Raw genomic sequence first — 22964 nt, forward strand, 5'->3', positions numbered from 1 at the left:
CTAACTTTGTATTTCATACCTAATTTAATCCTTTAATATTTGCCAATAGCCACTGCTATTGCCTGCACATCAAAAACTTAAATTAGGGGAGTGTTGCAAACTAAAATCATATGTTTCTAACTGTGTTAAAAATAACCTCAACATGGCCGTTTAATATAGCAAGGCTAAGCAAAAAATATTCAGTTCAGTAACTGCTTAGACATTAATTATTTTTCAGGCTAGGTATCATTATTAATTGACTGTGTATTATATTTTAACTAGTCTATATTCTAATTAGGACCGTTTTTTTAGTTAATTGATATGAGGATAATGAAAATACTACCTAAAGCTCCAGTAATTAGATGTGTAAAATGCCATGTTTTAATGTCTGTTAATTTACCAGTGATCGGATCCCATCTATATGCAAGAGATATACCAACAAATCAGGTATTTTGTAATTGTGTAACCAAAAATTGTGGGAAGCTACTAATAAAATATGATTATAACTTTCGTATACTAAGAATCGACTACGTTAAAAGTCATGAAATCACCAACTCACCTCATATTTTAAAGGACACATATGGTTCAGGTGTAGAGGCTAAACCAACGAATAAACCAAATATAATAAACTACGTCAAAGATCATGAAACTAAGAATCTTTCTCATATTGTAAATAATCCATACAGCCCAGCCGTGGTGGATAAAACGTTAAATAATTCCAATGTATATAAAATTTCTCCAAAAACTCTGGAAATGCTGAAAATAGTTGATGAGGTAATTCGAAAAACTAAATCATTGATGCTATTTGGAGCTTCTAACCAGAAAAATCATTACCATGATAACCCTTATAATTGTTCAACTACTTCAAGAGCAGTTTGGAGCTATGGTAATCATAAAACTTACGACATTAACAAACGAAAAACTATTGACAATAATCAGTTACACCCGTTACGATCTGCAGCTTGGGCCCTTAAGGCACAGGCAGGAACATGTGATAATATCAACGCGGTAGCTTACTGTTTATGTAAAGATATGTTAAGTAGTAATGTGAAAATAAGTCTCATAGTTAGCTTGTCTCCTATTGGACATTGCTTAGTGGTCATATCTGCTTTAGACAATTCTTTTGAAGATATTGCTGTAGATGCATGGCCAATACATGCGAGAGCCATATTATGGAAGCATCATTTTTCTTATCCAAATATACACACTGTGAAAAAAACAACTACAGGAATATTAAACTGTCCACATAAAAAAAGCAGAATGGAGATTTTAGCGCAAAGATGCCGGGATATCCCAGCTCCAAACTTTCAAAATACTCACTTATGCCGACCATCTTTTGATTATAGTTTTCCGACTAAAGACGGATTGCATGATATGGTATATGTGGCATAGTTTTTTGAAAAAAAGTAACAATGAAGAACTTACAGTGTGGTTATATATTAGCAATATATTAATTTTGTATTATATAAAAACAAAAAGCAATTATTTTATTTTTATATATGCTATAATATGTTTAAACAAAAATATATTTAAAATTTTAAATGTTTGCTACATTTTATGATTTAATAAAAAATATCTATTTGCACAGAAATATAATAATAATAGGTGAAATACATAATAAATCATTTCTTCCTGAAATTGTCAAGAACCGAAATTTTAGGTCTTATATTAAAGAAAAAAAACCTATTTTTTTTCTAGAAGAAGTGGGTTTCGATGAAGTTAGTAAAAGTGGGAAAGAAATAATAAACCATTTACTTACATTAGGAGCTGAAGTTGAATACCTTGAAGACGAATTATCCTTTGGAGGTAAACTTGAATACGTTAAAGAAGTTTATAGGGGTTTAGAATCTGGAACTGCTATGGTAGAAATAGCAGACTATATTTTAACAAGGAGTGATTTGTCGGAAATTGCCTTAAAAGGTTTAAAGAGTGGGCGGACTAGTTCTGATATGTCTTTAAATAATTCTCATTTAAAGACAAAACTAAAGTCAAAATTACAAAATGACGCAGAATTTATTACTAACTGTTTTGTTGAGTATAGTGAGAGCCCATTTAGAATAAAAAACTTTAACACAGTGGCAGCAAATAAAATAGTAAGTAATCTCACAAGTAAAAAACAAGATGCTATTATACTGGTTGGGGCAATGCATGTAAAAGATTGTTACCCTACTACTTGTGTTGATGAAGTATATAACTTAGGTAAGATAGATGGTATAGAAACTCTTATTAAGAATCATTTTAAGAATAGTCGGTATGAACATTATTACAATAATAGTATTAGGAGAAACCTTATCTCTTCATACTTTTTTGCTAGTGAGAAACCTAATACTAATAATATGACTTATAGTCCCCAAGATCATTATTATAAATCTGACCCTTTGGATATAATAAGCTAATCTCAAAGTAAATTACGTATGAGTAAATTAGATGAACTTTGGAATAGAAAACAAAACTCAAAGATGTCAAAAATTATTTAGCTAGTTGTTTATTTTTGTAAAAAATATTAGCATTAGCATACTTTTATAAGTCTTTAGAGTTAGACTATGTATTTCTTTATAATTTCTTTGATTATTTTGCTTTCTATTCTTTGTACTATCTATATGGTGTATAAGCTTATAATAAAACAAAATAATTCATCTGCGCCAACTCTTAAAGAGAGTGTTATCTTAGCAGGTTCTGGGGTTACAGCATTTTTAGCAGATACTGTGGGGGTTGGAAGTTTTGCTGTAAATATAGCAATAGCTAAAACTTTTAAGCTTGTAAAAGATGCTGAACTTCCAGGTTTTGTTAATGGTGCTCAAGTAATACCGGGAGCTATAGAAGCCATATTTTTCCTAGGCGTTTTACATGTTGATATACTAACATTAACTGTACTAGTATTAGGGACAACCTTAGGAGGCTTTATAGGTGGGGTCTTTGCCTCAAAAATTAACACAGCAACAATTAGGCTAATAATGATATTTGCTTTTATCTTAGTTATATTTTTGTTACTTGGTAAATTGCTAAATTTTTTACCAATAGGCGGTACTTTGATGAAGCTTTCTGGTATCAAACTAGTGGTAGGTTTTATTGGAATGTTTGTAGCGGGTTTTTTGGTATGTTTTGGTGTGGGACTTTTTGCTTTGGTACAAGCTATACTCTTTTTATTGGGGATGTCACCTCTTGTTGCCTTTCCTATTATGACTGCAGCAGGTGCTATTCAGCAACCAATAACAACCTTTGCATTTACTATGAATAATGCTATTCCCTTGAAAAAAGCCCTTATAGTGGGAATTTTTGGTATAATCGGAGTTTTTATAGGTTTCAATGTTGTCACAGCACTATCAACAGAGCAGTTACAATGGCTATTAGTTATAGTGATAGCCTATAATACGATAAGTTTATTAAACTCATATTATAAATCTAAAAAATAAAGCTTCTCTTAAAACCAAAGTTGATAGCTGATATAATATTTTTTGTAATATCGAAAAATTTCATTTTTAATTAAGAGGTTTTATTTAAAATGGCTATCATAAAAGCAGAAGATCTGATCAATAGTGTTGCAGAAGCATTGCAATATATTTCTTATTACCATCCGAAAGATTTTGTTGATGCTATGTATGAAGCTTACCAGCATGAGGAGTCTAAGCCAGCTAAAGACGCTATGGCTCAAATACTTATAAATTCGAGAATGTCGGCTATTGGTAAGCGTCCTATCTGTCAAGATACAGGGATGGTATGTGCTTTTGTTAAAGTTGGTATGGATGCTAAGCTTGATAAAACAGATAGAACTATTACAGAGCTTGTAAATGAAGGTGTGCGTCGTGGTTATGCTGATGAACATAATCCTCTTAGAGCTTCTATGGTTTTTCCACCACACGGAGCTAGAAAAAATACCAAAGATAACACACCAGCGATAGTTCATATTGATATGGTACATGGTGATAAAATAGAAATTGATATTGCTGCAAAAGGCGGTGGATCAGAATTTAAATCTAAATTTAAAGTATTAAATCCTAGTGATAGTATTATTGATTGGGTGGAGGAGATGCTACCAACTATGGGAGCAGGCTGGTGTCCTCCTGGTATAATTGGTATAGGTATTGGTGGTACTGCAGAAAAAGCTATGCTTCTTGCAAAAGAGTCTCTTGGTGAAGAAATAAACATGCAAGATATAATAAAAAATGGTCCGCAAAATGAAACCGAGCAGCTAAGATTAGATATTTATAATCGAGTAAATGCACTAGGTATAGGAGCTCAAGGATTAGGTGGTTTAACTACGGTGCTTGACGTTAAGATAAAAGAATACCCAACACATGCTGCTTGTAAACCTGTAGCTCTTATTCCAAACTGTGCTGCTACTCGCCATGTGCATTTTGTTTTAGATGGTTCTGGGGCAGTAGATCTGCCAGCACCTAAACTTGAAGATTGGCCTGTGATAGAGCAAGCTCAAAACATGGACGTTAAGAGAATAAATTTAGATACTGTAACTAAAGAGCAAATTGAAGATTTAAGATCAGGTGATAATGTGCTTTTAAGTGGTAAAATATTGACAGGGCGTGATGCTGCTCATAAGCGTTTGCAAGACATGTATGAAGCTGGCCAAGAATTTCCAGTAAGCCTAAAAAATAAGTTTATCTACTATGTGGGACCCGTTGATCCTGTGAGTGATGAAGTTGTAGGTCCAGCTGGTCCAACAACAGCTACACGTATGGACAAATTTACTCCATTTATGTTAGAAAAAGCTGGTATTATGGGAATGATTGGTAAATCTGAGCGTGGTCAGGCAACTATTGATTCTATCAAAAAGAATAAAGCAATTTATTTTATGGGAGTAGGTGGAGCGGCTTATTTGATTTCAAAATCTATTAAAAAAGCGAAAGTTGTGGCTTTTGAAGATCTTGGGATGGAAGCGATATATGAGTTTGAAGTAGAAGATATGCCAGTTACAGTTGCTGTTGATTCATTAGGAGTATCTGCACACCAGCAGGGGCCTAAAATTTGGAAAGCTAAGATTGCAGAGATTAAGAAATACTAACTCAAACCCATGAATTTTGCTTTTTATTGCTAATTTCAAAAGTTTTTTGACCCTCTTAGTTATTAGAATAAAAGTAACTTTATGTATGAATACAATTACCATTAATCCACAAAAAATGATGTTGATTAAGGATTAGTTATAACATAAAAATTTACAGTTGGTTGAGATAGTTAGTAGATGAAAGACAAGATTTTTGAATTTATAAAAAAAGTCCAGGCAATATCACATACTGGGGTGACCTACTCAAAATGCCCCTATGCTTTGGATAATTACCATGAGCTGTTAGATTTAAGTACAAAAATGCTCCATGAGTATATTAACTCTGATGTACAACCGTATAATATTTATCGAGATATATATTATCCAACGCCTCAACCGGGAGTACGAGTTGTTATTTTTGAAAATAATAAACTCTTAATGGCACAAGATGTTGATACTCCAGGTGAATGGACAATACCAGGGGGCTGGTGTGATATAGATTTATCCCCAGTTGAAACTTGTATAAAAGAAGTTAAAGAAGAGACTGGATTTGATATAAAAGTAACGAAACTTTTGGCTTTGATGGACCGCAATAAGCATATTCAAAGTGAAATCTATAACGTTTATAGTATAGTGTTTCTAGCGGAAATAATTGGCGGTGAGAATAATCCTAATTTTGAAGTTAATGAAGTTAAGTTTTTTGATATGGATAATCTGCCTAAGCTATCTAATAAGGTTACCAAAAAAGAGTTAGATATCATTTTACAGGCATATAAATCAGGTGAAATATTTTTTGAGTAGGAGGAAGAATATGATAAAAGTTTTTGGAATTAATAATTGTACAAGTGTAAGAAATGCGCTTAAGTTTTTTGAGGAAAAGGGTAAAAAAGTTGAATATGTAAATTTAAGAAAAGAGAAGCCTACTTGGCAAGAAATGCAACAAATTAAAAATTTAGGCAATTTTGAAATTATTGATTTATTTAACTCAAATGGCAAACTTTTTGCAGAAATGAATCTAAAAGAAAAATTTGTCAAGCTATCAGAAGAAGAAGCATTTAAGCTTTTAGTAACAGATGCTCTATTGTTTAAAAGGCCACTAGTAGTTGATGGTAACTATGTTAGAACAGGGTGGAATAAAAAAGAGTATGAAGAAAGGTGGGGCTAAACAAACACGTTTAAAACACATTCATAGCATGTAAAAACATTATCAAGCAGAAGATAGTAATAATATTTGCTGTAATATTTAATTCTTTTTTATTGCAAAATAGAGAGACTAAAAACCAAACTAAAATTCCAGAAGCAATACCTGTAGAGATTGATGAAGATAAAGTCATTAGTAAAATTGTGAAAAAAGCTGGGGTTGCTTGAACGAAATCATTCCAGTCAACCTTGGCTACTTGTTGCATCATCATTATTCCTATTAGAACTAATGCTGGTGAAACTACCTCCAACGGTATAGAAGTTATTACAGGTGATAAAAATAGAAATGGCAAAAACATTATCCCAGCAAATATTGCTGTTAGCCCTGTACGTCCACCCTGAGCTATACCTACACCTGATTCTACAACGACAGTAGAAGGACTGCTACCAATAAATCCTGCCGCTGTTGCACTAGCAGCATCAACAAGAAAAGTTTTCTTTAATTCTTTATCTTTGTGGTCATGTTCTTTATCCATACTGCTATACAAACTAGATATGGTCCCAGTACCATCAAATAAACTTAAAAAACAAAAAGTAAAAATAGTCGGTAAAATTGCAAACTTAAGACCGTTAACAAAATCAATTTGTCCAAGCAATGAAAAGTCTGGTAGAGCTACAAATTGGTTTGGTAGAGTAATTATTTTCTCAGAAGAAAAGTATTCTAGAGGTAGAGCTAATATATAGCCAAACACTATAACGATAACTATCGGAGCAGGTATTTTCTTTATGAATAAAACTATTAGAGTTACTAAGCAAACTAGAAATAATTCACTACGAACACTTAAATCAGCTAGAGCAAGCATACCGGAATTACTAGTTATAAAGCCACTATTGATAAGCCCAATATAAGCTATAAATAGTCCTATACCGGCACCTAATGATTGTTTAATGGATTTTGGCAAACTAAGCATTATTTTAGTTCTGACATTAAGAATCACAAGTAAGCTGAAAATGATTCCAGACCAAAAAGTCGCACCTAAAACCGTTTGCCATGGTAAATGATATACCTTTACAGCCGTAAAAGCGAAAAATATATTCATTCCCATGCCAGGAGCTATTACAAAAGGGTTGCGTGTAAACAATCCCATAGCGATACTTGCGATAACAGATATTAAAACCGTGCTGGTAACCAAAGCATTAGTTGGCATACCAGTAGTAGCAAGTATTTTAGGATTAACAACTATAATGTAAGATATAGCTAGAAAAGAAGCTAGACCCGCTAAAAATTCTTTCTTTACAGATGTGTTATTTGCTTTAAGATTAAAAAAACTTTCCATAAGTTTACTCAAAATAATAAATATTTTTTAAAAATTATATTTTAGATTGTAATTGAGGAGAAATCTATTTTAAAATGCTAGAAAGTTTGATTAGGCAAATAGGTTGATACAATCATTTAAAAATAAATATCCTTTATTTGTTGGCTTAACATGGTTATTAGAGGATTCTAATAAACCTTTATTAACCCCAAGCTGTAATATATTTTCAATATCGTTCTTATTTAAAAAAGTTTGTTGTTCAAAGGTTTTAAGATCAAAACCATTTTTTAACCTTAGTGCATTTAACATAAATTCATATATTAAATCATCTTTTGAAATTATGCTTTGTCCTTTTATAAAACTGTCAGCCTGTGTGTATATCTTAGGGTGTTTATGTTTCCAAATACGTTGAATTTGTTTTGTTTGAAGGTTTGTAATCTTACTATGTGCCCCTGCACCTATACCGATATAGTCACCAAACCCCCAGTAGTTAGTGTTATGAATAGAATTTAAACCATTTCTTGTATAAGCTGAAACTTCATATTGCTTAAAACCAGCTTGATCTAGTAATTTTTTACCTGATATTTCTATTTGCTCTAAAGTTGTTTCATTTGGGAGTATAGGAGGTTTTGCTGCAAATAGTGTATTTGGTTCTATAGTTAGCTGATACCAGGAAATATGTGTGGGTTGCATAGCTATAGCTTGAGATATGTCAAATATACCCTCATCTATACTTTGGTCGGGTAAGCCATGCATTATATCAATATTAAAATTAGTAATTTTAGATTGATGAATTTCCTCTATAGTAGAGTATACATTTGCACAATTATGGATTCTACCTAAAGCTTTGAGTTTATTATCCTGAAAGCTTTGCACGCCTAAAGATATTCTATTTATTCCTATCTCTTGATAGCTCTGTATAGAGCCTCTTTCAACAGTTCCAGGATTCATTTCAAGAGTTATTTCACAATTTTGACTTAGTTTTGAGTGCGATTTGATATGCTCTAAAACTTTGCTTAGATATTTTGGCTTAAATAAAGAAGGTGTACCACCTCCAATAAATATACTAATAATCTCTCTATTTTGGATATCGTTTATATGGTACTCAAAATCAGCTAAGAGTTTTTTGTAGTAGCTTTCAGATAGATATAAGTCATCTTTGATAGCATGTGAATTAAAGTCACAATAAGGACACTTACGGACACACCAAGGGAAATGAATGTATATGCTAATTTGACTATTTATGTTAGACATAAGAGGGTCTTTGTCCTTCTGGGTTTAGGCTTTAAAGATTAAAAATTTACTTACAATAAAAGTATAGATTGCAACAAGCAGCATAGTTATAAATAAAGCAATTAAATATTGAATATGAAAAATATGTAAAAGTACAGAATATATTCCTTCATTTAAAGCTAGCCCTATCAGAGCATTTATAAAAAATTGTGAAGCGGCTCTTGTATGGGACTGTGTAGTTGTGGAAAATGTCAGGTACCTGTGACCAAAATAACTCACATTAAAAGCTATTAAATAAGCAAAAAAGTTAGCAATAAGTGGTTTAGTAATATTTAAATGTACAATTATAAAAACCAGTATAAAGTTTACTAAAGAAGCTAGAGCACCTATTATTAAAAAATAAAAAGCTTGTTTTTTTATCATTGATTGTAGCGTTTTTGGGTTGTTATTTATATTATACCGGTAAATAGGGATTATTTATAAGGTAATATTGTGGAGATACTTAAGTATCAATTAGGGATTGTAGATAGACTTCCTTCATCAGCGTTATTTATGATGTTTGATCTAAATTCTGGTAGTGATGTTGGGTTCGGTTTGAAAATTTTACAAAAATTTGTTGATGGTCAATCTATAGTTGCTGGTTTTGGTAATGAGCTTTTAGTTAAATTTGATTTACCTAAAGATTTAGACTTTCAAAAAGCTGCGTTTGACAGCGATAAAATGTCAGACCATAGTGGACATGATTTAGTATTGTGGTTAAGGGTAGATGATAGAGGAGAATTGTTTCATCATGCGATAGCCATTAGAAAAGCACTTAAAGACTTTTTCAAGCTTAAGAAAGTAGTATCAAGTTTCACGTATCGTGGCAAGTATGATTTAGGAGGGTTTGAAGATGGTATAGAAAACCCTAAAGGCGATGAGGTTGTGCCTGCTTCAATAGTCTCAGATGGTAAATTAGAAGGTTCAAGCTTTTGGGTCCTGCAACAATGGCTACATGATTTTGATTGGTTAGATAGTGTAAGTCAATCTGAAAAAGAAGAGTGTGTTGGGAGGTCATTAGTTGATTCACATCAATTTGAAAATTTAAAAGATTTTGCTCACGTCAAAAGATCAGCAAAAGAAAACTTTTCCCCAGAAGCTCAAATCCTTAGAAAATCTATGCCATGGTCGGATGATCACTTAAATGGTGGGTTTATGTTTTCAGGTTTTGCTCCATCATTTAGATCTTTTAATCTACAAATGTGGAATATGCTTGGTGGGGGTGATGGTGTATTAGACGGAGTGTTTAAGTTTTCTAAAATTATTGAAACTAATTATCTTTGGTGTCCGCCATTTAAGAAGGGTAAGTTGGATTTGTCATTATTGAAAATATAAGATTTCAACTTTGATCTGACAGATACGTATTAATTTGAACCGGCTTTTTCTATCAGTTAGTTTCAGAATGGAGTATTTTTAGTCACAACAAATTTTCCACCAAGGCTTTTTGACTGATTTATGATCGTCGTGATTTTGTGTTTTATTAGGTTGTTTTTTTAACAAAGGGTTGCCCTGATAGTGATTTTGGATTATTGTGTTGATATTAGGAACATATAAACCTCGTTCTATTAATGTTTCAATAACAGAGGCATGTCTGTTGGGGCTTAACATAGAGCCTTTTTGCATGATTTGTCCTTTCTCATTGTAAATTAAATCACTGCAATTAACGATAGTTGAACGAATATAACCATGTATTTTAATTATTGATCCGAGAATCTCTTGTGTAGTCTCTTTGACATCATTAGAGCTGTTACAATTTGGATCATAATTTATGATTATTTCTAACAAATCATTTTCATCAGTTAGTTTCATGAAGTCACTAAAATTTTGTTTAGGTTGAAACTTTCCAGAAGCCACATGATAAAAATAGGAAATCTCTTTGTCTCCATTTATTATTACTAATCCGTAGCACATGGTGATACCGGGCATGTCAATGATTTTAGGCTCTTTATGAGATATTACAGATTCTTGACCTGTATACAAACTGATTTTCATAATTTTTCTACCCTCTACGTGAAGACGTTAATATATAGTAGTTTTATCATAAGTTGAAATTATAAAGTTTAGTAATATAGTTTTGCATAGGGTGAATTTGATAATGTAAGGGAATTTTTAATAGGTTGCATGTAAGTATATACAAACTAATAGTATTTTCGTCTAAAAAATTAGTCTTTAAAATATTGAAAAAACAATGTGAGCTATGAAAATCTTTATTTATATACAAACCTTTATTAACAGGTTAAAATATACTCGTATTTTACAAAAATTAATTAGTATCTACGGAGGTTAAAAGGCATGTCTGATATTAAAAATATCACTAAGCTACAAATAGAGGATAAAGGCAAAAAATATTCGCTATATAGCTTAAAGAAACTTGGTCAAGAGCTAGACAAAGATATCTCTCGTCTTCCTTACTCAATCAGGGTGTTACTTGAAAACCAGTTAAGGAATATAGATGGTTATAAAGTAAAAGAATATGACCTGCATAAGGTTTTAGATTGGGCTGCAAAAGCAGAGTCTAGGCCAGAGATTCCCCATATGCCAGCTAGAGTGGTCATGCAAGATTTCACAGGTGTACCAGCAGTAGTTGATTTAGCTGCGATGAGAAAGGCTATCAAAGATGCAGGTGGTGATGCTGATAAAATTAATCCTCTTGTAGATACAGCAATGGTTATTGACCATTCAGTACAAGTAGATTTTTACGGTACAAAGACAGCTTTAGCTCAAAACGTAGCTAAAGAGTTTGAAAGAAATGGTGAAAGATACAGTTTACTTAAGTGGGCACAAACAGCGTTTAATGATTTCGTTGTGGTACCACCAGGAATGGGTATTATTCACCAAGTTAACCTAGAGTACCTTGCAAAAGGTGCTTTAGTTAAAATTATTGATGGTGAAGCTGTGATCTACCCTGATACGTTAGTTGGAACAGACTCACATACTACTATGATCAATGGTGTTGGTGTAGTAGGTTGGGGTGTTGGTGGTATTGAAGCTGAAGCTGTTATGCTTGGTCAACCATACTATATGGTACTACCAGATGTGGTGGGGGTTAAGCTTACTGGCAAACTAAAAACTGGTGTTACCGCTACTGATTTGGTACTTAAGGTTACCGAAGTGCTTAGAAAACATGGTGTAGTAGGTAAGTTTGTAGAATATTACGGTGAAGGGTTAGAAGGTTTATCTCTACCAGATAGAGCCACACTTGCAAATATGGCTCCTGAATACGGTGCTACAATAGGCTTCTTCCCAGTTGACGAAGTAACTTTAGACTTTTTTAACAACACTAACCGTAGTGAGCTTGTTGATGTGGCTCGTCAAATGTACAAAGAGCAACTTTTGTTTAGAGAAAACCCAGCTGAAGAGCCTGAATATTCTAGTATAGTTGAGATAAATTTATCAGATGTGGAGTCTAATCTTGCAGGTCCTAAGAGACCTCAAGATAGAGTGGCTTTCCATGACATGAAAAAAGCTTTTAGAGAAGCTTTAATACATGAGCAAGGTTTACATGGTTTCGGGCTAACTGAAGAAAAATTACAAAAAGCTACTGAAGTAAAAGGTTTAGCTGAAACTATAACTCATGGTTCACTTGCTATAGCAGCTATTACTTCTTGTACTAATACTTCTAACCCATCACTGCTTTTAGGTGCAGGATTGCTAGCGAAAAAAGCAAATGAAAAAGGTCTAAAAGTTAAACCATTTGTAAAAACATCATTAGCTCCAGGATCTCAAGTTGTTACTCAATACCTTGAAAAAGCTAGTTTATTACCAGAGCTTGAAAACTTAGGCTTTAATCTAGTTGGTTATGGTTGTACAACTTGTATTGGTAACTCAGGTCCATTAGATGAACCTGTTGTTAATGCTATAAACCAAGATGACTTGGTTGTAGCTTCTGTAAGTTCAGGGAACCGTAATTTTGAAGGTCGTATAAATCCACATGTTAAAGCTAACTATTTAGCCTCACCTATACATGTAGTTGCATACGCTTTAGCAGGTACAGTAGACTTTGATCCAGTAGAAGACCCTATTGGTCAAGATGCTGATGGTAAAGATGTGTTTTTAGCTGATATTTGGCCGACTACAGAAGAGATTGCATCTATACAAGCAGATGTGGTTAACTCTGATATGTTTGAAAAAGCATATGCCACGGTGCTTAATGGCACAAAAGATTGGCAAGAGCTTCAGGTACCTACAGGTAAACTATATGAGTTTGATAAATCATCCACTTATATCCAATGTCCTAATTTTTTTGAGAACTTTGCCGAAGGTAATGATGATTTAGATATTAAAGGTGCTAGAACTCTTTTAATGCTAGGTGACTCTGTTACTACAGACCATATATCACCAGCAGGTAATATTCCGGAAGAATACCCAGCAGGTCAATACCTGAAATCACATGGAGTAGACAAAAAGGATTTTAACTCTTATGGTTCACGTCGTGGTAATCATGAAGTTATGATGAGAGGTACTTTTGCAAATATCCGTATCCGTAACTTATTGCTAGACGGTGTAGAAGGCGGCTTTACTAAGTATCATTTAGATGGTTCTAAACAGTATGTGTTTGACGCTGCGATGAAATATAAAGAAAAAGGTATACCACTAGTAATATTAGCTGGGAAAGAGTATGGTACAGGTTCATCTCGTGACTGGGCTGCTAAAGGTACGTTCCTATTAGGGGTAAAAGCAGTTATAGCAGAAAGCTACGAGAGAATTCATCGCTCAAATCTAGTTGGCATGGGGGTTTTACCACTTGAATATGTAGATGGTCAAAATGCTAAAACTTTAGGTTTAGATGGTACGGAGATGTTTAATATTAAAAAATTAAATGATATTAAACCACGTCAAAGAGTTGTAGTAGAAGCTGTACATCCAAGTACTGCGCATACAACAACATTTGAGGCTTTAGCTAGACTAGATGCTGATGTGGATGTCGATTATCTAAAAAATGGTGGTATTTTGCAGACAGTACTTAAAGATATGATGGATAAAACTCCAGCAAGCTCTGCTAGCTCTTGTGATACAGAATCAGGCTGTATCTTTGCAAAAATGGCTAATTTTTTTAAAAAATTATTTAGCTAGAAAATTTTTGTCTTTCTTTAAACTCTCTATATAATTTTAATACCTCCCCCCAAAGAGTTTATATCTTTTAGCTATGAATAAAAAAGAAAACTTTGCTTTTAAACTTATGCACTGGGAGTTATGGTCGCAACATTCTTTGCTAATAAATAAGGTATTTGAAGAAGAATTTGAAAAACAGAAAATTTTTATACACTCAGCACAATGTCATATTATATACGACTATTACTGTGTTCAATATATGAATGCACCTATTAATCCTACAAGGAAACCAAAAAGTAATAATTTTATGCATAAAATCACGCTTGAAGATTTTATGGAAAAAAAGTTAATTGAGCAATATGAAACGGCTATTCGACTTTTTGATATCAGAAATATGACAACTGTTGAAGATTCGTTTACTTACCCTTTAGAAATTCTTTATGACTTTGAAGTCTTATATCCTAAAATTCGAGCAGCAATTCTTCATGATGTCGATAATATGATTTCAATTCACTCAAAATGCTTACTTGCAGCTAAATGTTTATATGAGGCTATTTATATAGGTACAGAAGAAACTATAGAGCTATTTCGCAAAGATATTCTAAGTGTCTCTGGACCAATTGAAGAAACAGTTGGTAAGAATATTAACGAGTGCGAAGAATTTTTAATAGGTATGTCACAAATGATAGAAAGGTTAATTTCTTTAAAAGAGCATTAGAGAAAGTAATAATACTACTTCCAACACATATTATTACTGGGAGTGTTGCAAACTAAAATTATATGTTTCTAACTGTGTTAAAAACATTCTCAAAATGCTCATTTACTACATGTAAACTGCGCTTTTTCGAATATTTTTGCCTTGTTACCACCCATCTAATTCCAGCTTGCAACAGCCCCTTACTTTCTAACTTTGTATTTCATACCTAATTTAATCCTTTAATATTTGCCAATAGCCACTGCTATTGCCTGCACATCAAAAACTTAAATTAGTCATAAACTCCTTTGTGATAAATGCACCAATTTATGTTGAAATTGGTATAAAACATGACCATATTTAGAGTTTTGAAAACTTAGTTTTCGTGATATAACTTGGCAGCTGTGTACTTGTTGTATTTATGAGTTTATTGTTTTTCTATTTTTTTTATTCTTTAAGAATGATAAAGTTTATATACTATTACTAATTCCACAATTATAAATAAATATGATAAAAAAACTTCTTACTCTCTGCGTGCAAAAGAAAGCTTCTGATTTACATTTATCATCTGGTTGTAAGGCCAAATACAGAGTAGATGGTGACTTGATAGATATAGAGTCATCGCCTACCCTTAATGACAAAATGATCTCTCAAATGCTGTTGGAAATAATGACAGATGATCAAAAAAATGAGCTGATAGATACCTATGAGTGTGATTTTTCAATAGATGATAAAGAAAATGATGCTAGATTTAGGGTAAACGCTTTTTTTCATAATCGTGGTTATGGGGCTGTGTTACGCCGTTTAGAAAATACTATCCCAACACTTGATCAGTTTGGAGCTCCAAAGGTACTCAAAGAAGTTCAAGCAAAAAGAGGTGGTTTAATTTTAGTAACAGGCCCCACGGGATCTGGTAAAAGTAGTACATTAGCGGCTTTAGTCAATGAGATAAACCACAATGAAGAGGCTCATATTCTGACTATTGAAGATCCAGTAGAATTTGTACATGTTAGCCAAAGAGCATTGATAAACCAACGTGAAGTCAAAAGAGATACAAAAAGCTTTAATGCAGCTCTAAAGTCGGCACTTAGAGAGGATCCAGATTGTATACTTGTTGGTGAGATGCGAGATCTAGAAACTATCCGTTTAGCTTTAGAAGCAGCTGAAACAGGACATTTAGTCTTAGGTACTTTACATACAATGTCTGCAATAAAAACAGTAGATAGGGTTATATCAGTATTTCCACCAGCTGAGCAAGAACTTGTTAGAAATATGTTGGCGGAATCTTTACAATTAGTTATTTCTCAAAGATTACTTAAACGTAAAGGTGGTGGCCGTGTTGCAGCTTATGAAGTGCTAGTGTCTAATTCTGGTATTAGAAATATGATCAAAGAAAACAAGCTTCCCCAGATCTATACCGCTTTGCAGACTGGTACATCTAAGGGCATGTCGACTATGGAACAAAGTATCGAAAGCCTTCTTAAAACAGGAGTAATTACGCCAGAGGAAGCAGCTAAATATATAGTTATAAGGTAAAGCTTTATAAGCAGTTTGTTCAAAGATATTAGCTTAGATTAATAGCTAATTTTTTCTTTAGTTTTACCTCTAAATACATAATAAGCGTAACTAGTATATAAAAGTAATAAAGGGATCATAACGGCTGCAGGTATTAGAGTAAATAAAAGGGTGGCATCACTAGCTTGCGCTTCTATGTAAGTTATGTTATACGGTATAATATAAGGGAAGATAAGAGTCAGCATACTAGCATAAGTAAATACAAATATTGTAACTGTAATCCAATAAGGTAGAGCATGATATTTACTATCAATGTTTTTGAACAGGAAAATAAAACCAACAATCGTTAATATAAAAAAGAGCATTAAAGTTATAATTTTATAAGTGTTACTTAAAGGTAGAGTAGTATAAAAAGGAGTTGTTACTCCTATTAAAAACATTAAAATAATTAAGCAAAAGGCTAGCTTTTTTGCTAATGATTTTGCCTTTGCTAATAGTTCATCTTCTGTTTTCAAAATTAATCGCGTAGCGCCTAAGAGCATATAGCCTACCATTAGTGTTAAACCTGTGATAGTTCCAAAGCTTATACTGCTAATGATATTATTTTGAGGATAACCTATAATAAGGTCTCCGACTATATAACCTTGTAAAAATGCAGCAATTAAAGATGAAATAAAAAACAAATAATCCCAGTTTTTGACTCCTGAAATGGAAGATTTTAGTCTAAATTCAAAACAGATACCTCTGAAAAGCAGCATTACTACTAGAAGAGTGGCTGATAAATATATTTTCGGAAAGATATATGCAAAAGCAATAGGAAACATGCCATAAAAGCAAGCTAAAGAAAAAACTAACCAGGTTTGATTGCCATCCCAAGTTGGTAATAATACACTTATAGCGATATCTCTTTGCTTTTGTGACAAAAAAGGAAAAAGAGCTCCTATCCCTAGTGCAAAACCATCTAAGATTACATACAATAATAACCCCAAAGCGATTATGAATAACCAAATTAATCCTAAATCCATAACTTACTCCTCATCGCTAATATGCTTTTCAACTGATTGAAAGTATGAATAGGGCATACGTTCTTGTTCAGTTATACTAGGACCATTTTTAATGATTTTAAATAAATATTTACAGTAGAAGTATCCAAAAATTATAAAGTAAACAATGACTATTGATAATAGAGAACCTAATACTTGCCAAAAGCTAATGTCACTTACAGAATATTGCGTTCTAAGGATCCCATAAACAACCCATGGTTGCCGCCCAAACTCAGCAGTAAACCATCCAGTAATAATTGCGATAAAACCAAGAGGAGAGATTATAGTACAAAACTTTAAGAACCATTTTTGAGTATAGATTTTATCTTTAAATAGAAATATAGTTGCTAGTAGACCTATTAAAATTAGTAGTACCCCAATGCCAACCATAATTCTGAAACTAAAAAACACAGCTGGCACTAGAGGTCTATCTTTTTCCACTACAGATTTTAAACCGATCATTTCACCATCTAATTTGTGAGTATTAATAAGAGAAGCAAGTTTAGGCACCTCTATAGAAAATAGGTTTTTTTCTTTATTCTCGCTTGGATATGCAAATAAAACCAAAGGAGCTCCTTTTTGCGTATACCATATCCCTTCCATAGCAGCAGTCTTAAGAGGTTGATTCTCATAAACTTTTAAACCAACCTCATCCCCAACTAATAGTTGACTTATACTAAGTATTAAAATAGATACTGCAGAAAATTTGATACAGGTTTTAGCAAAAGAATGAAATTTATTTTTAAGTATATAGTATGAGCTTACACCTAATATTACTGCAGCTGTACTTAGATAGGATGCTAGAAGCATATGAATATACCTGGGTATAACAGATGGATTAAATATCACATGATACCAGCTGTAAACTTCAAATTGTCCATTTACAAATCTCACACCATCAGGAGTTTGCATCCAAGAGTTTGCTGATAAGATCCAAAAAGCTGATAAAGTAACACCTATAAATATAGTAAAATTAGCTAAAAAATGGATGTATTTATTAATCTTTCCCCAACCAAATATCATAATACCTAAAGCGCCTGCTTCTATAAAAAATGCTGTTAGGACTTCATAGGTAAATAAAGATCCTAAAACAGGACCTACCTTTTGAGCAAACCCTGCCCAATTAGCACCTAGCTGAAATTCCATAACTATTCCAGATACTACACCCATACCAAATGTTAGAGCAAATATTTTTGTCCAGAATTTGACGATAGATAGATATTTGTCTTTTTTAGTTATAAGCCACAGCAGTTCAAAAATCATCAAAAAGGTTGATAGACCGACACTAAATGCTGGAAATAGTATATGAAAGCTAATTGTAAAAGCAAATTGGACTCTTGAGAGAATTTCAATCCAGTGCATAAAAGTTACCACCTTTGTTTTTATTGCTAAGATTAATTATTAACTTATACCAATTCCAACACATATTAGTACTTTCTAACTTTGTATTTCATACCTAATTTAATCCTTTGATATTTGCCAATAGCCACTGCTATTGCCTGCACATCAAAAATTTAAATTAATCATAAACTCCTTTGTGATAAATGCACCAATTTGTGTTGGAATTGGTATTAAAACTAGTGTTTATAATGTGGTTCATATAGGGAAAGACCTTTTCCTTAGAAATGGTTGTAATCTAAAACTATATGGTTCTAACTGTGTCAAAAATATTCTCAAAATGCTCATCTACTATGTATAAACTATACTCTTCGAACATTTTTACCTTGTTATCAACATCGTTTAATTCCAGTTTACCAAAGCCCTATTATGAAACCAGATTGATTAGTATTTTATATATGTTTGCTAAATTATCAATCTTATCACAGTAGAATCAGCCACCTTTAAGGTTTTAGAATTTTCATACAGAATGTATAAAATATATAAGTGTATTAGTAAATACTGGAAGTGTTGCAAACTAAAATTATATGTTTCTAACTGTGTTAAAAACATTCTCAAAATGCTCATTTACTACATGTAAACTGCGCTTTTTCGAATATTTTTGCCTTGTTACCACCCATCTAATTCCAGCGTGCAACGTCCCATACTAGTTGTAAAAGTATTAAGATTCTAATAGCAGGGCAGTTAGGTTTTGTAGTTAGAAAAATAACTTTAATTTTCTAGTTTATCACGGACAGGTATTTCAACTATTACAGTTAGTCCTTGCTGGTCAGTATTGTTTTTAGCATATATTTTACCTTGATGGAGACGTATTATTTCTGTAACTATAGCTAAACCTAGGCCACTACCTTCCTCACCAGTGCCAACTTCTCGATAGAACCTATCAAATATTCTATCTATATTTTCTGGAGGTACACCTATACCATTATCTTTGACCTCAATTATAACGTTAGAATTTTTTTCAAAGGATCTTATTTCTACGTGACCACCGTTTTTAGTATATTTTATGGCATTTGATAGTAAGTTTTTGAATAAGATGCCTAAAAGATACTCATTGCTATAACAGTAAAGCTCTTGTTCGCATGGGTAAAAAGATATTTCAATATTTTTCTCTATAGCTTTGATTGCGCTTTCAGCGATAAAAGTTTCTAAAACTTTATTAACGAGTAGTTTCTTTGCAAATATTACTTGCTCATCGGGTTGGATTCTACTTAGTATAAGTAATTGATCTATTATGTGTGAATACCTGTCTGCAGAGTTTCTGATTCTTCTTAGTTTTTGTTTGATTTCGCTAATATCATCTGAGGCTAAAGCTATTTCTACTAAAGTTTTAATGCCAGAAATAGGTGTTTTAAGCTCATGAGCAGCATCTCCAGAGAATTTTTTCTCTCTTTCAATGGTTTGATGAAACTTTTCAATCAGAGAATTTATTTGTTCTATAACAGATTTTATCTCATGGGGAACGATGTTTTCTTGAAGTTTTTCATTTTTACGCGGATTAATTTTCGAGACGTTATTATTTATACGTTTTAACGGTTGTAAAGCTATGTGTAGTATATAATAAGTAAAAATAATCAAGGCTATATAAGTTATAATAGATAATAATGTAAGTCTAAGAAATGCTTGTCGAGTTATTTGATCTTTCACATGGTGGCTTGCAAAAACTGTAATAAAATACCTGTTATCATCTGCTTCTAGTGTATAAGTATACCATTGGTGTTTTTCGTTTTTATTTGTATATAGCCATTCATAACCAACAGTCAAAGAGATATCTCGATAGCCTTTTTTAAAAATAGGAAGATTACTTGTTTTTAGAATAATTTTTTTCTTCTTTCGATCATAAATTGTAAATCCTATGTTTTCACTATAACTTTTAATATCTATAAATGATTTAGAGATATCATCCAAGATGTTTTTAGAATAATTTTTTTGTTTATCTATAGGGTATTTATGTAATATTGTTTCTATTATTTGAGCAGTAATTTTTAACTGATCATCAGCAAAAGCGTCATTTTGATATTTGATTTGATAAAACCCAAGCAGCGATATAACTAGCATTAGTATCATGAAGAAACTAGCAAAAGATATTGCTAAAAAACCTAATATTGAACTTTCTCTTTTGTTATTAGTGGACATGGCTTTAAATTTATCATATACGTCTTAGTTATTAATTATTATAAAGAATTTTAAATTTTATTATTAGTTTTATAGTTGTTATAATTAACTACTGTAGCAATAATAATACAAAATGGTGTTTTTGTAGTAGTCTAATGAGTCAAATAAATAAATTAACAAAAGAACCTTTTTGCATTAAGTATTACGATTGTGCTACTTTATATTTTTACACTCAGAAAAATCTCAAATTTGATTTACTAATAACTTGTCCGCATGCTGAGATAGGTAAGGATTTTATTAAGTATGATTATCCAGTTATAGCAGAGTTGGTTAAACTAAATATACGAGATCTTACTGATTTTTTATCAATAGAGTATGATTTTGGAGCTCAACCGCTTAGTCACGCTATTGCAGAAAAACTCTATAACACTTATGGTTTAAACACTTTGGTATTAGAGCCTTCCTTTCCTCGTTCAGTTTTGGATGCAAATAGGCTTTATCCTAACTGTTTAAGAAACATTATTGATTACAGTAAACACCCGGAACTAAAAAACTCTCTAGTTAAACTATACAATGATTATATGGCTAAATTATGTCATGTAGTTGCTGTAGCAAAGAGTTATAATGCTTTATCAATAGAGTTACATACTATGTCAAGTTATTCCCCAAACTTAAAACAAGAATATTACTCAGAAGCAGTAAAAGAGAATCCTGATAATCTTCTAGAATACATAAACCTATATAAGAACAGTCATAAAGAAGGAGTAAAAAGGGTAACGGAACTTTTTACTGGTGATCATGCTAATGGTATTTTTGCATCTAAAGAATTACTAAACACACTAACTGTAGAGTTACAGAGTAAAGGCATAGTCGTAGAGTACGATAGACCTTATATCTTAGCAGAGCATTTAGTTGCACATTACCTTGTGAGTGAACTTAATACAGTATGTGTAGACATTCCTAAAGATTTATTATCAGTTATCACTACAGATAATGACAATTACAATATTGCAGAGTTAACAGTAGATAACAGTAAGCTGCAATTAATAGTAGAAGCATTTGCTAAAGCTTTGGTTGATGCTTATGACTTGTTACAACCAAAAAAGGGATTTCATGTATGATAAACAAAACTACAAATAAGATAGCTGAAAGAATTTGGGGGCAAAAAGCTATCCATATACCTAATACAACAGATATACATGGTGCAGATTTGGTAAGTTCTTTTGTAAATAAATATGCTACCCGTACTGTCTGTCTACTAGCAAAAGACCATAAGATAATTTTGTCCAAAAATGCTAAGTCAGAGGTTAAGCAGGTTATAGAATATTTCGCAGATATAGGTTTAAGTTATATAAATATGAGTAATTTTATTTTTATAGATAAAACTACAGATTATTATAGACTATCTACTTTAGTTATGAATTACGCTAACCAAATTCCAGAATTTAGCGATCCTAGCTACACACATATCGTGCCATTTACCTCAGCAGCAGCAATAGAGTTGCTAGGTATAAAATATAAAAAACATTATGGTCTTTCAGAGTCTTTATCACAATTTTTGAATGATAAGTCTTTTTTACGGCAGTTGTTAGATCAAAAAGGTATATTAGTACCTGGTGTAGATATAATTTCGACAATAAGCGAAGACTATGTCAAGAAAGCCTTAGAAATATATTGTAGATATGAAAGTGAGGGTATTTATGAGTGTGCTGTAGTTATACCTCAAGCATGTTCAGGGTATGGTATTCACCGTTTTGGGAGTGAAAAAGAATTAAGAGATATCTTAAAATTAATGGAAAACGTAGAAGTTTTTATGCTAGACCCTTGGTTAGATAATGTTGGCTCACCGGCATTTCAGGTTTGTATAGCAGATAAAAGAGAAGATGATATATGTCTAGGGCTTAGCGATCAAATGTTAGATGGCCAAACACATTTGGGTAATAAATATAAATCAAAATTTAGTGATGAACCAGCTGTTATTGCAATTTGTGACCAGATGACAGAAATACTCAGAGATATGGGAGTTAGAGGTATCATTGGAGTTGATCTTTTGATTAGAAATATAGATGGTAAAATTGTACCTTATATTTTGGAGGTTAACGCGCGTCAAACTGGAGCAATATACGCTGGTTTTCTTGCGTACGAATTGCGTGAAGGTGAGCATAAGCCTTGGATAGGACATAATAATGTTATTGTGCCAAAAGGTGCTACTATAAAAGATTATCATAAGTATCTTAAGTCAAACGAGATTGATTACAAATATGGTGATAGTGAAGGTGTGGTAATAACATGCATAGGCAACCTTGATCTTAATAATAAAGTTATGATTTTAGTTATGGCTGATACAGAAAAAAGATTAGAGGAAATTTTAGAAATAGCAACTTCTTATACATAGTTCTTTATTAAATCTAACTAGTTACCTTATAATTAGAGGTAAAATGTTT

Annotated in this window: 19 protein-coding genes; 12 read left to right on the forward strand and 7 right to left on the reverse strand. The window is 32.3% G+C overall.

Annotated features, from left to right (window positions below; translation table 11 throughout):
* Positions 1-309 precede the first annotated feature (309 nt).
* The 6 genes from E4K63_RS01025 to E4K63_RS01050 all read left to right on the forward strand — a co-directional run bounded on the left by E4K63_RS01025 (position 310) and on the right by E4K63_RS01050 (position 6140).
* Positions 310-1371 carry a hypothetical protein gene (locus E4K63_RS01025; RefSeq protein ID WP_133941450.1) on the forward strand — a complete coding sequence of 354 codons (1062 nt, stop codon included), beginning with the start codon at positions 310-312 and terminating at the stop codon, positions 1369-1371.
* A gap of 149 nt (positions 1372-1520) precedes the next feature.
* The gene (locus tag E4K63_RS01030) at positions 1521-2375 is read left to right on the forward strand and encodes a hypothetical protein (RefSeq protein ID WP_133941453.1); all 855 of its coding nucleotides are present in this window, start codon (positions 1521-1523) and stop codon (positions 2373-2375) included.
* Between the two features lie 147 nt (positions 2376-2522).
* Positions 2523-3392, forward strand: coding sequence for a sulfite exporter TauE/SafE family protein (locus E4K63_RS01035; RefSeq protein ID WP_209451669.1), 870 nt, complete (start codon positions 2523-2525; stop codon positions 3390-3392).
* An 89-nt stretch (positions 3393-3481) separates the two neighbouring features.
* The gene (locus E4K63_RS01040) at positions 3482-4996 is read left to right on the forward strand and encodes a fumarate hydratase (RefSeq protein ID WP_133941455.1); all 1515 of its coding nucleotides are present in this window, start codon (positions 3482-3484) and stop codon (positions 4994-4996) included.
* A 177-nt stretch (positions 4997-5173) separates the two neighbouring features.
* Entirely contained in the window at positions 5174-5776 is a 603-nt protein-coding gene (locus E4K63_RS01045; RefSeq protein WP_133941457.1) for an NUDIX hydrolase N-terminal domain-containing protein, read from the forward strand.
* A gap of 10 nt (positions 5777-5786) precedes the next feature.
* Positions 5787-6140 carry an arsenate reductase family protein gene (locus tag E4K63_RS01050; RefSeq protein ID WP_133941459.1) on the forward strand — a complete coding sequence of 118 codons (354 nt, stop codon included), beginning with the start codon at positions 5787-5789 and terminating at the stop codon, positions 6138-6140.
* 10 nt (positions 6141-6150) lie between these two features.
* On the opposite strand, the gene E4K63_RS01055 is transcribed toward E4K63_RS01050, so the two are convergent.
* The 3 genes from E4K63_RS01055 to E4K63_RS01065 form a co-directional block, all read right to left on the reverse strand.
* Positions 6151-7467 (reverse strand): NCS2 family permease, encoded by a 1317-nt coding sequence (locus E4K63_RS01055; protein WP_133941461.1) that lies wholly within the window; start codon positions 7465-7467, stop codon positions 6151-6153.
* 75 nt (positions 7468-7542) lie between these two features.
* Positions 7543-8685, reverse strand: coding sequence for a radical SAM family heme chaperone HemW (gene hemW, locus E4K63_RS01060; protein WP_133941463.1), 1143 nt, complete (start codon positions 8683-8685; stop codon positions 7543-7545).
* Between the two features lie 24 nt (positions 8686-8709).
* Positions 8710-9087, reverse strand: coding sequence for a GtrA family protein (locus tag E4K63_RS01065; RefSeq protein ID WP_133941464.1), 378 nt, complete (start codon positions 9085-9087; stop codon positions 8710-8712).
* A 69-nt stretch (positions 9088-9156) separates the two neighbouring features.
* Between E4K63_RS01065 and E4K63_RS01070 the strand changes: the two genes are divergently transcribed.
* Positions 9157-10038, forward strand: coding sequence for a Dyp-type peroxidase (locus E4K63_RS01070; protein WP_133941466.1), 882 nt, complete (start codon positions 9157-9159; stop codon positions 10036-10038).
* Positions 10039-10116: 78 nt separating this feature from the next.
* On the opposite strand, the gene E4K63_RS01075 is transcribed toward E4K63_RS01070, so the two are convergent.
* Positions 10117-10695, reverse strand: a complete 579-nt coding sequence (locus tag E4K63_RS01075; RefSeq protein ID WP_133941468.1) for a hypothetical protein — start codon at positions 10693-10695, stop codon at positions 10117-10119.
* A gap of 300 nt (positions 10696-10995) precedes the next feature.
* On the opposite strand from E4K63_RS01075, the gene acnA reads away from it, so the two are divergent.
* The 3 genes from acnA (at position 10996) to E4K63_RS01090 (ending at position 15985) form a co-directional block, all read left to right on the forward strand.
* Positions 10996-13776, forward strand: coding sequence for an aconitate hydratase AcnA (gene acnA / locus E4K63_RS01080; protein ID WP_133941470.1), 2781 nt, complete (start codon positions 10996-10998; stop codon positions 13774-13776).
* A gap of 286 nt (positions 13777-14062) precedes the next feature.
* Positions 14063-14473: a hypothetical protein gene (locus E4K63_RS01085; protein WP_133941472.1), complete on the forward strand. Its 411-nt coding sequence runs from the start codon at positions 14063-14065 to the stop codon at positions 14471-14473.
* A gap of 483 nt (positions 14474-14956) precedes the next feature.
* Positions 14957-15985 carry a type IV pilus twitching motility protein PilT gene (locus E4K63_RS01090; protein ID WP_133941474.1) on the forward strand — a complete coding sequence of 343 codons (1029 nt, stop codon included), beginning with the start codon at positions 14957-14959 and terminating at the stop codon, positions 15983-15985.
* Between the two features lie 38 nt (positions 15986-16023).
* Here the strand turns inward: E4K63_RS01090 and E4K63_RS01095 are convergent, their stop codons facing one another.
* The 3 genes from E4K63_RS01095 to E4K63_RS01105 form a co-directional block, all read right to left on the reverse strand.
* Entirely contained in the window at positions 16024-16989 is a 966-nt protein-coding gene (locus tag E4K63_RS01095; RefSeq protein WP_133941476.1) for a cytochrome d ubiquinol oxidase subunit II, read from the reverse strand.
* A 3-nt stretch (positions 16990-16992) separates the two neighbouring features.
* On the reverse strand, positions 16993-18369 hold the full coding sequence (locus E4K63_RS01100; protein ID WP_133941478.1) for a cytochrome ubiquinol oxidase subunit I: 1377 nt from the start codon (positions 18367-18369) through the stop codon (positions 16993-16995).
* 747 nt (positions 18370-19116) lie between these two features.
* The gene (locus E4K63_RS01105) at positions 19117-20541 is read right to left on the reverse strand and encodes a sensor histidine kinase (RefSeq protein WP_133941480.1); all 1425 of its coding nucleotides are present in this window, start codon (positions 20539-20541) and stop codon (positions 19117-19119) included.
* Positions 20542-20675: 134 nt separating this feature from the next.
* Between E4K63_RS01105 and E4K63_RS01110 the strand changes: the two genes are divergently transcribed.
* Both E4K63_RS01110 and E4K63_RS01115 read left to right on the forward strand, forming a co-directional pair.
* Positions 20676-21641 carry a hypothetical protein gene (locus E4K63_RS01110; RefSeq protein ID WP_133941482.1) on the forward strand — a complete coding sequence of 322 codons (966 nt, stop codon included), beginning with the start codon at positions 20676-20678 and terminating at the stop codon, positions 21639-21641.
* Entirely contained in the window at positions 21638-22915 is a 1278-nt protein-coding gene (locus E4K63_RS01115) for an ATP-grasp domain-containing protein (RefSeq protein ID WP_166666894.1), read from the forward strand. The genes E4K63_RS01110 and E4K63_RS01115 overlap by 4 nt, the downstream gene beginning before the upstream one ends.
* The last annotated feature ends 49 nt before the right edge of the window (positions 22916-22964 follow it).

It is taken from the genome of Allofrancisella inopinata (assembly GCF_012222965.1).
Lineage (GTDB): Bacteria > Pseudomonadota > Gammaproteobacteria > Francisellales > Francisellaceae > Francisella > Francisella inopinata.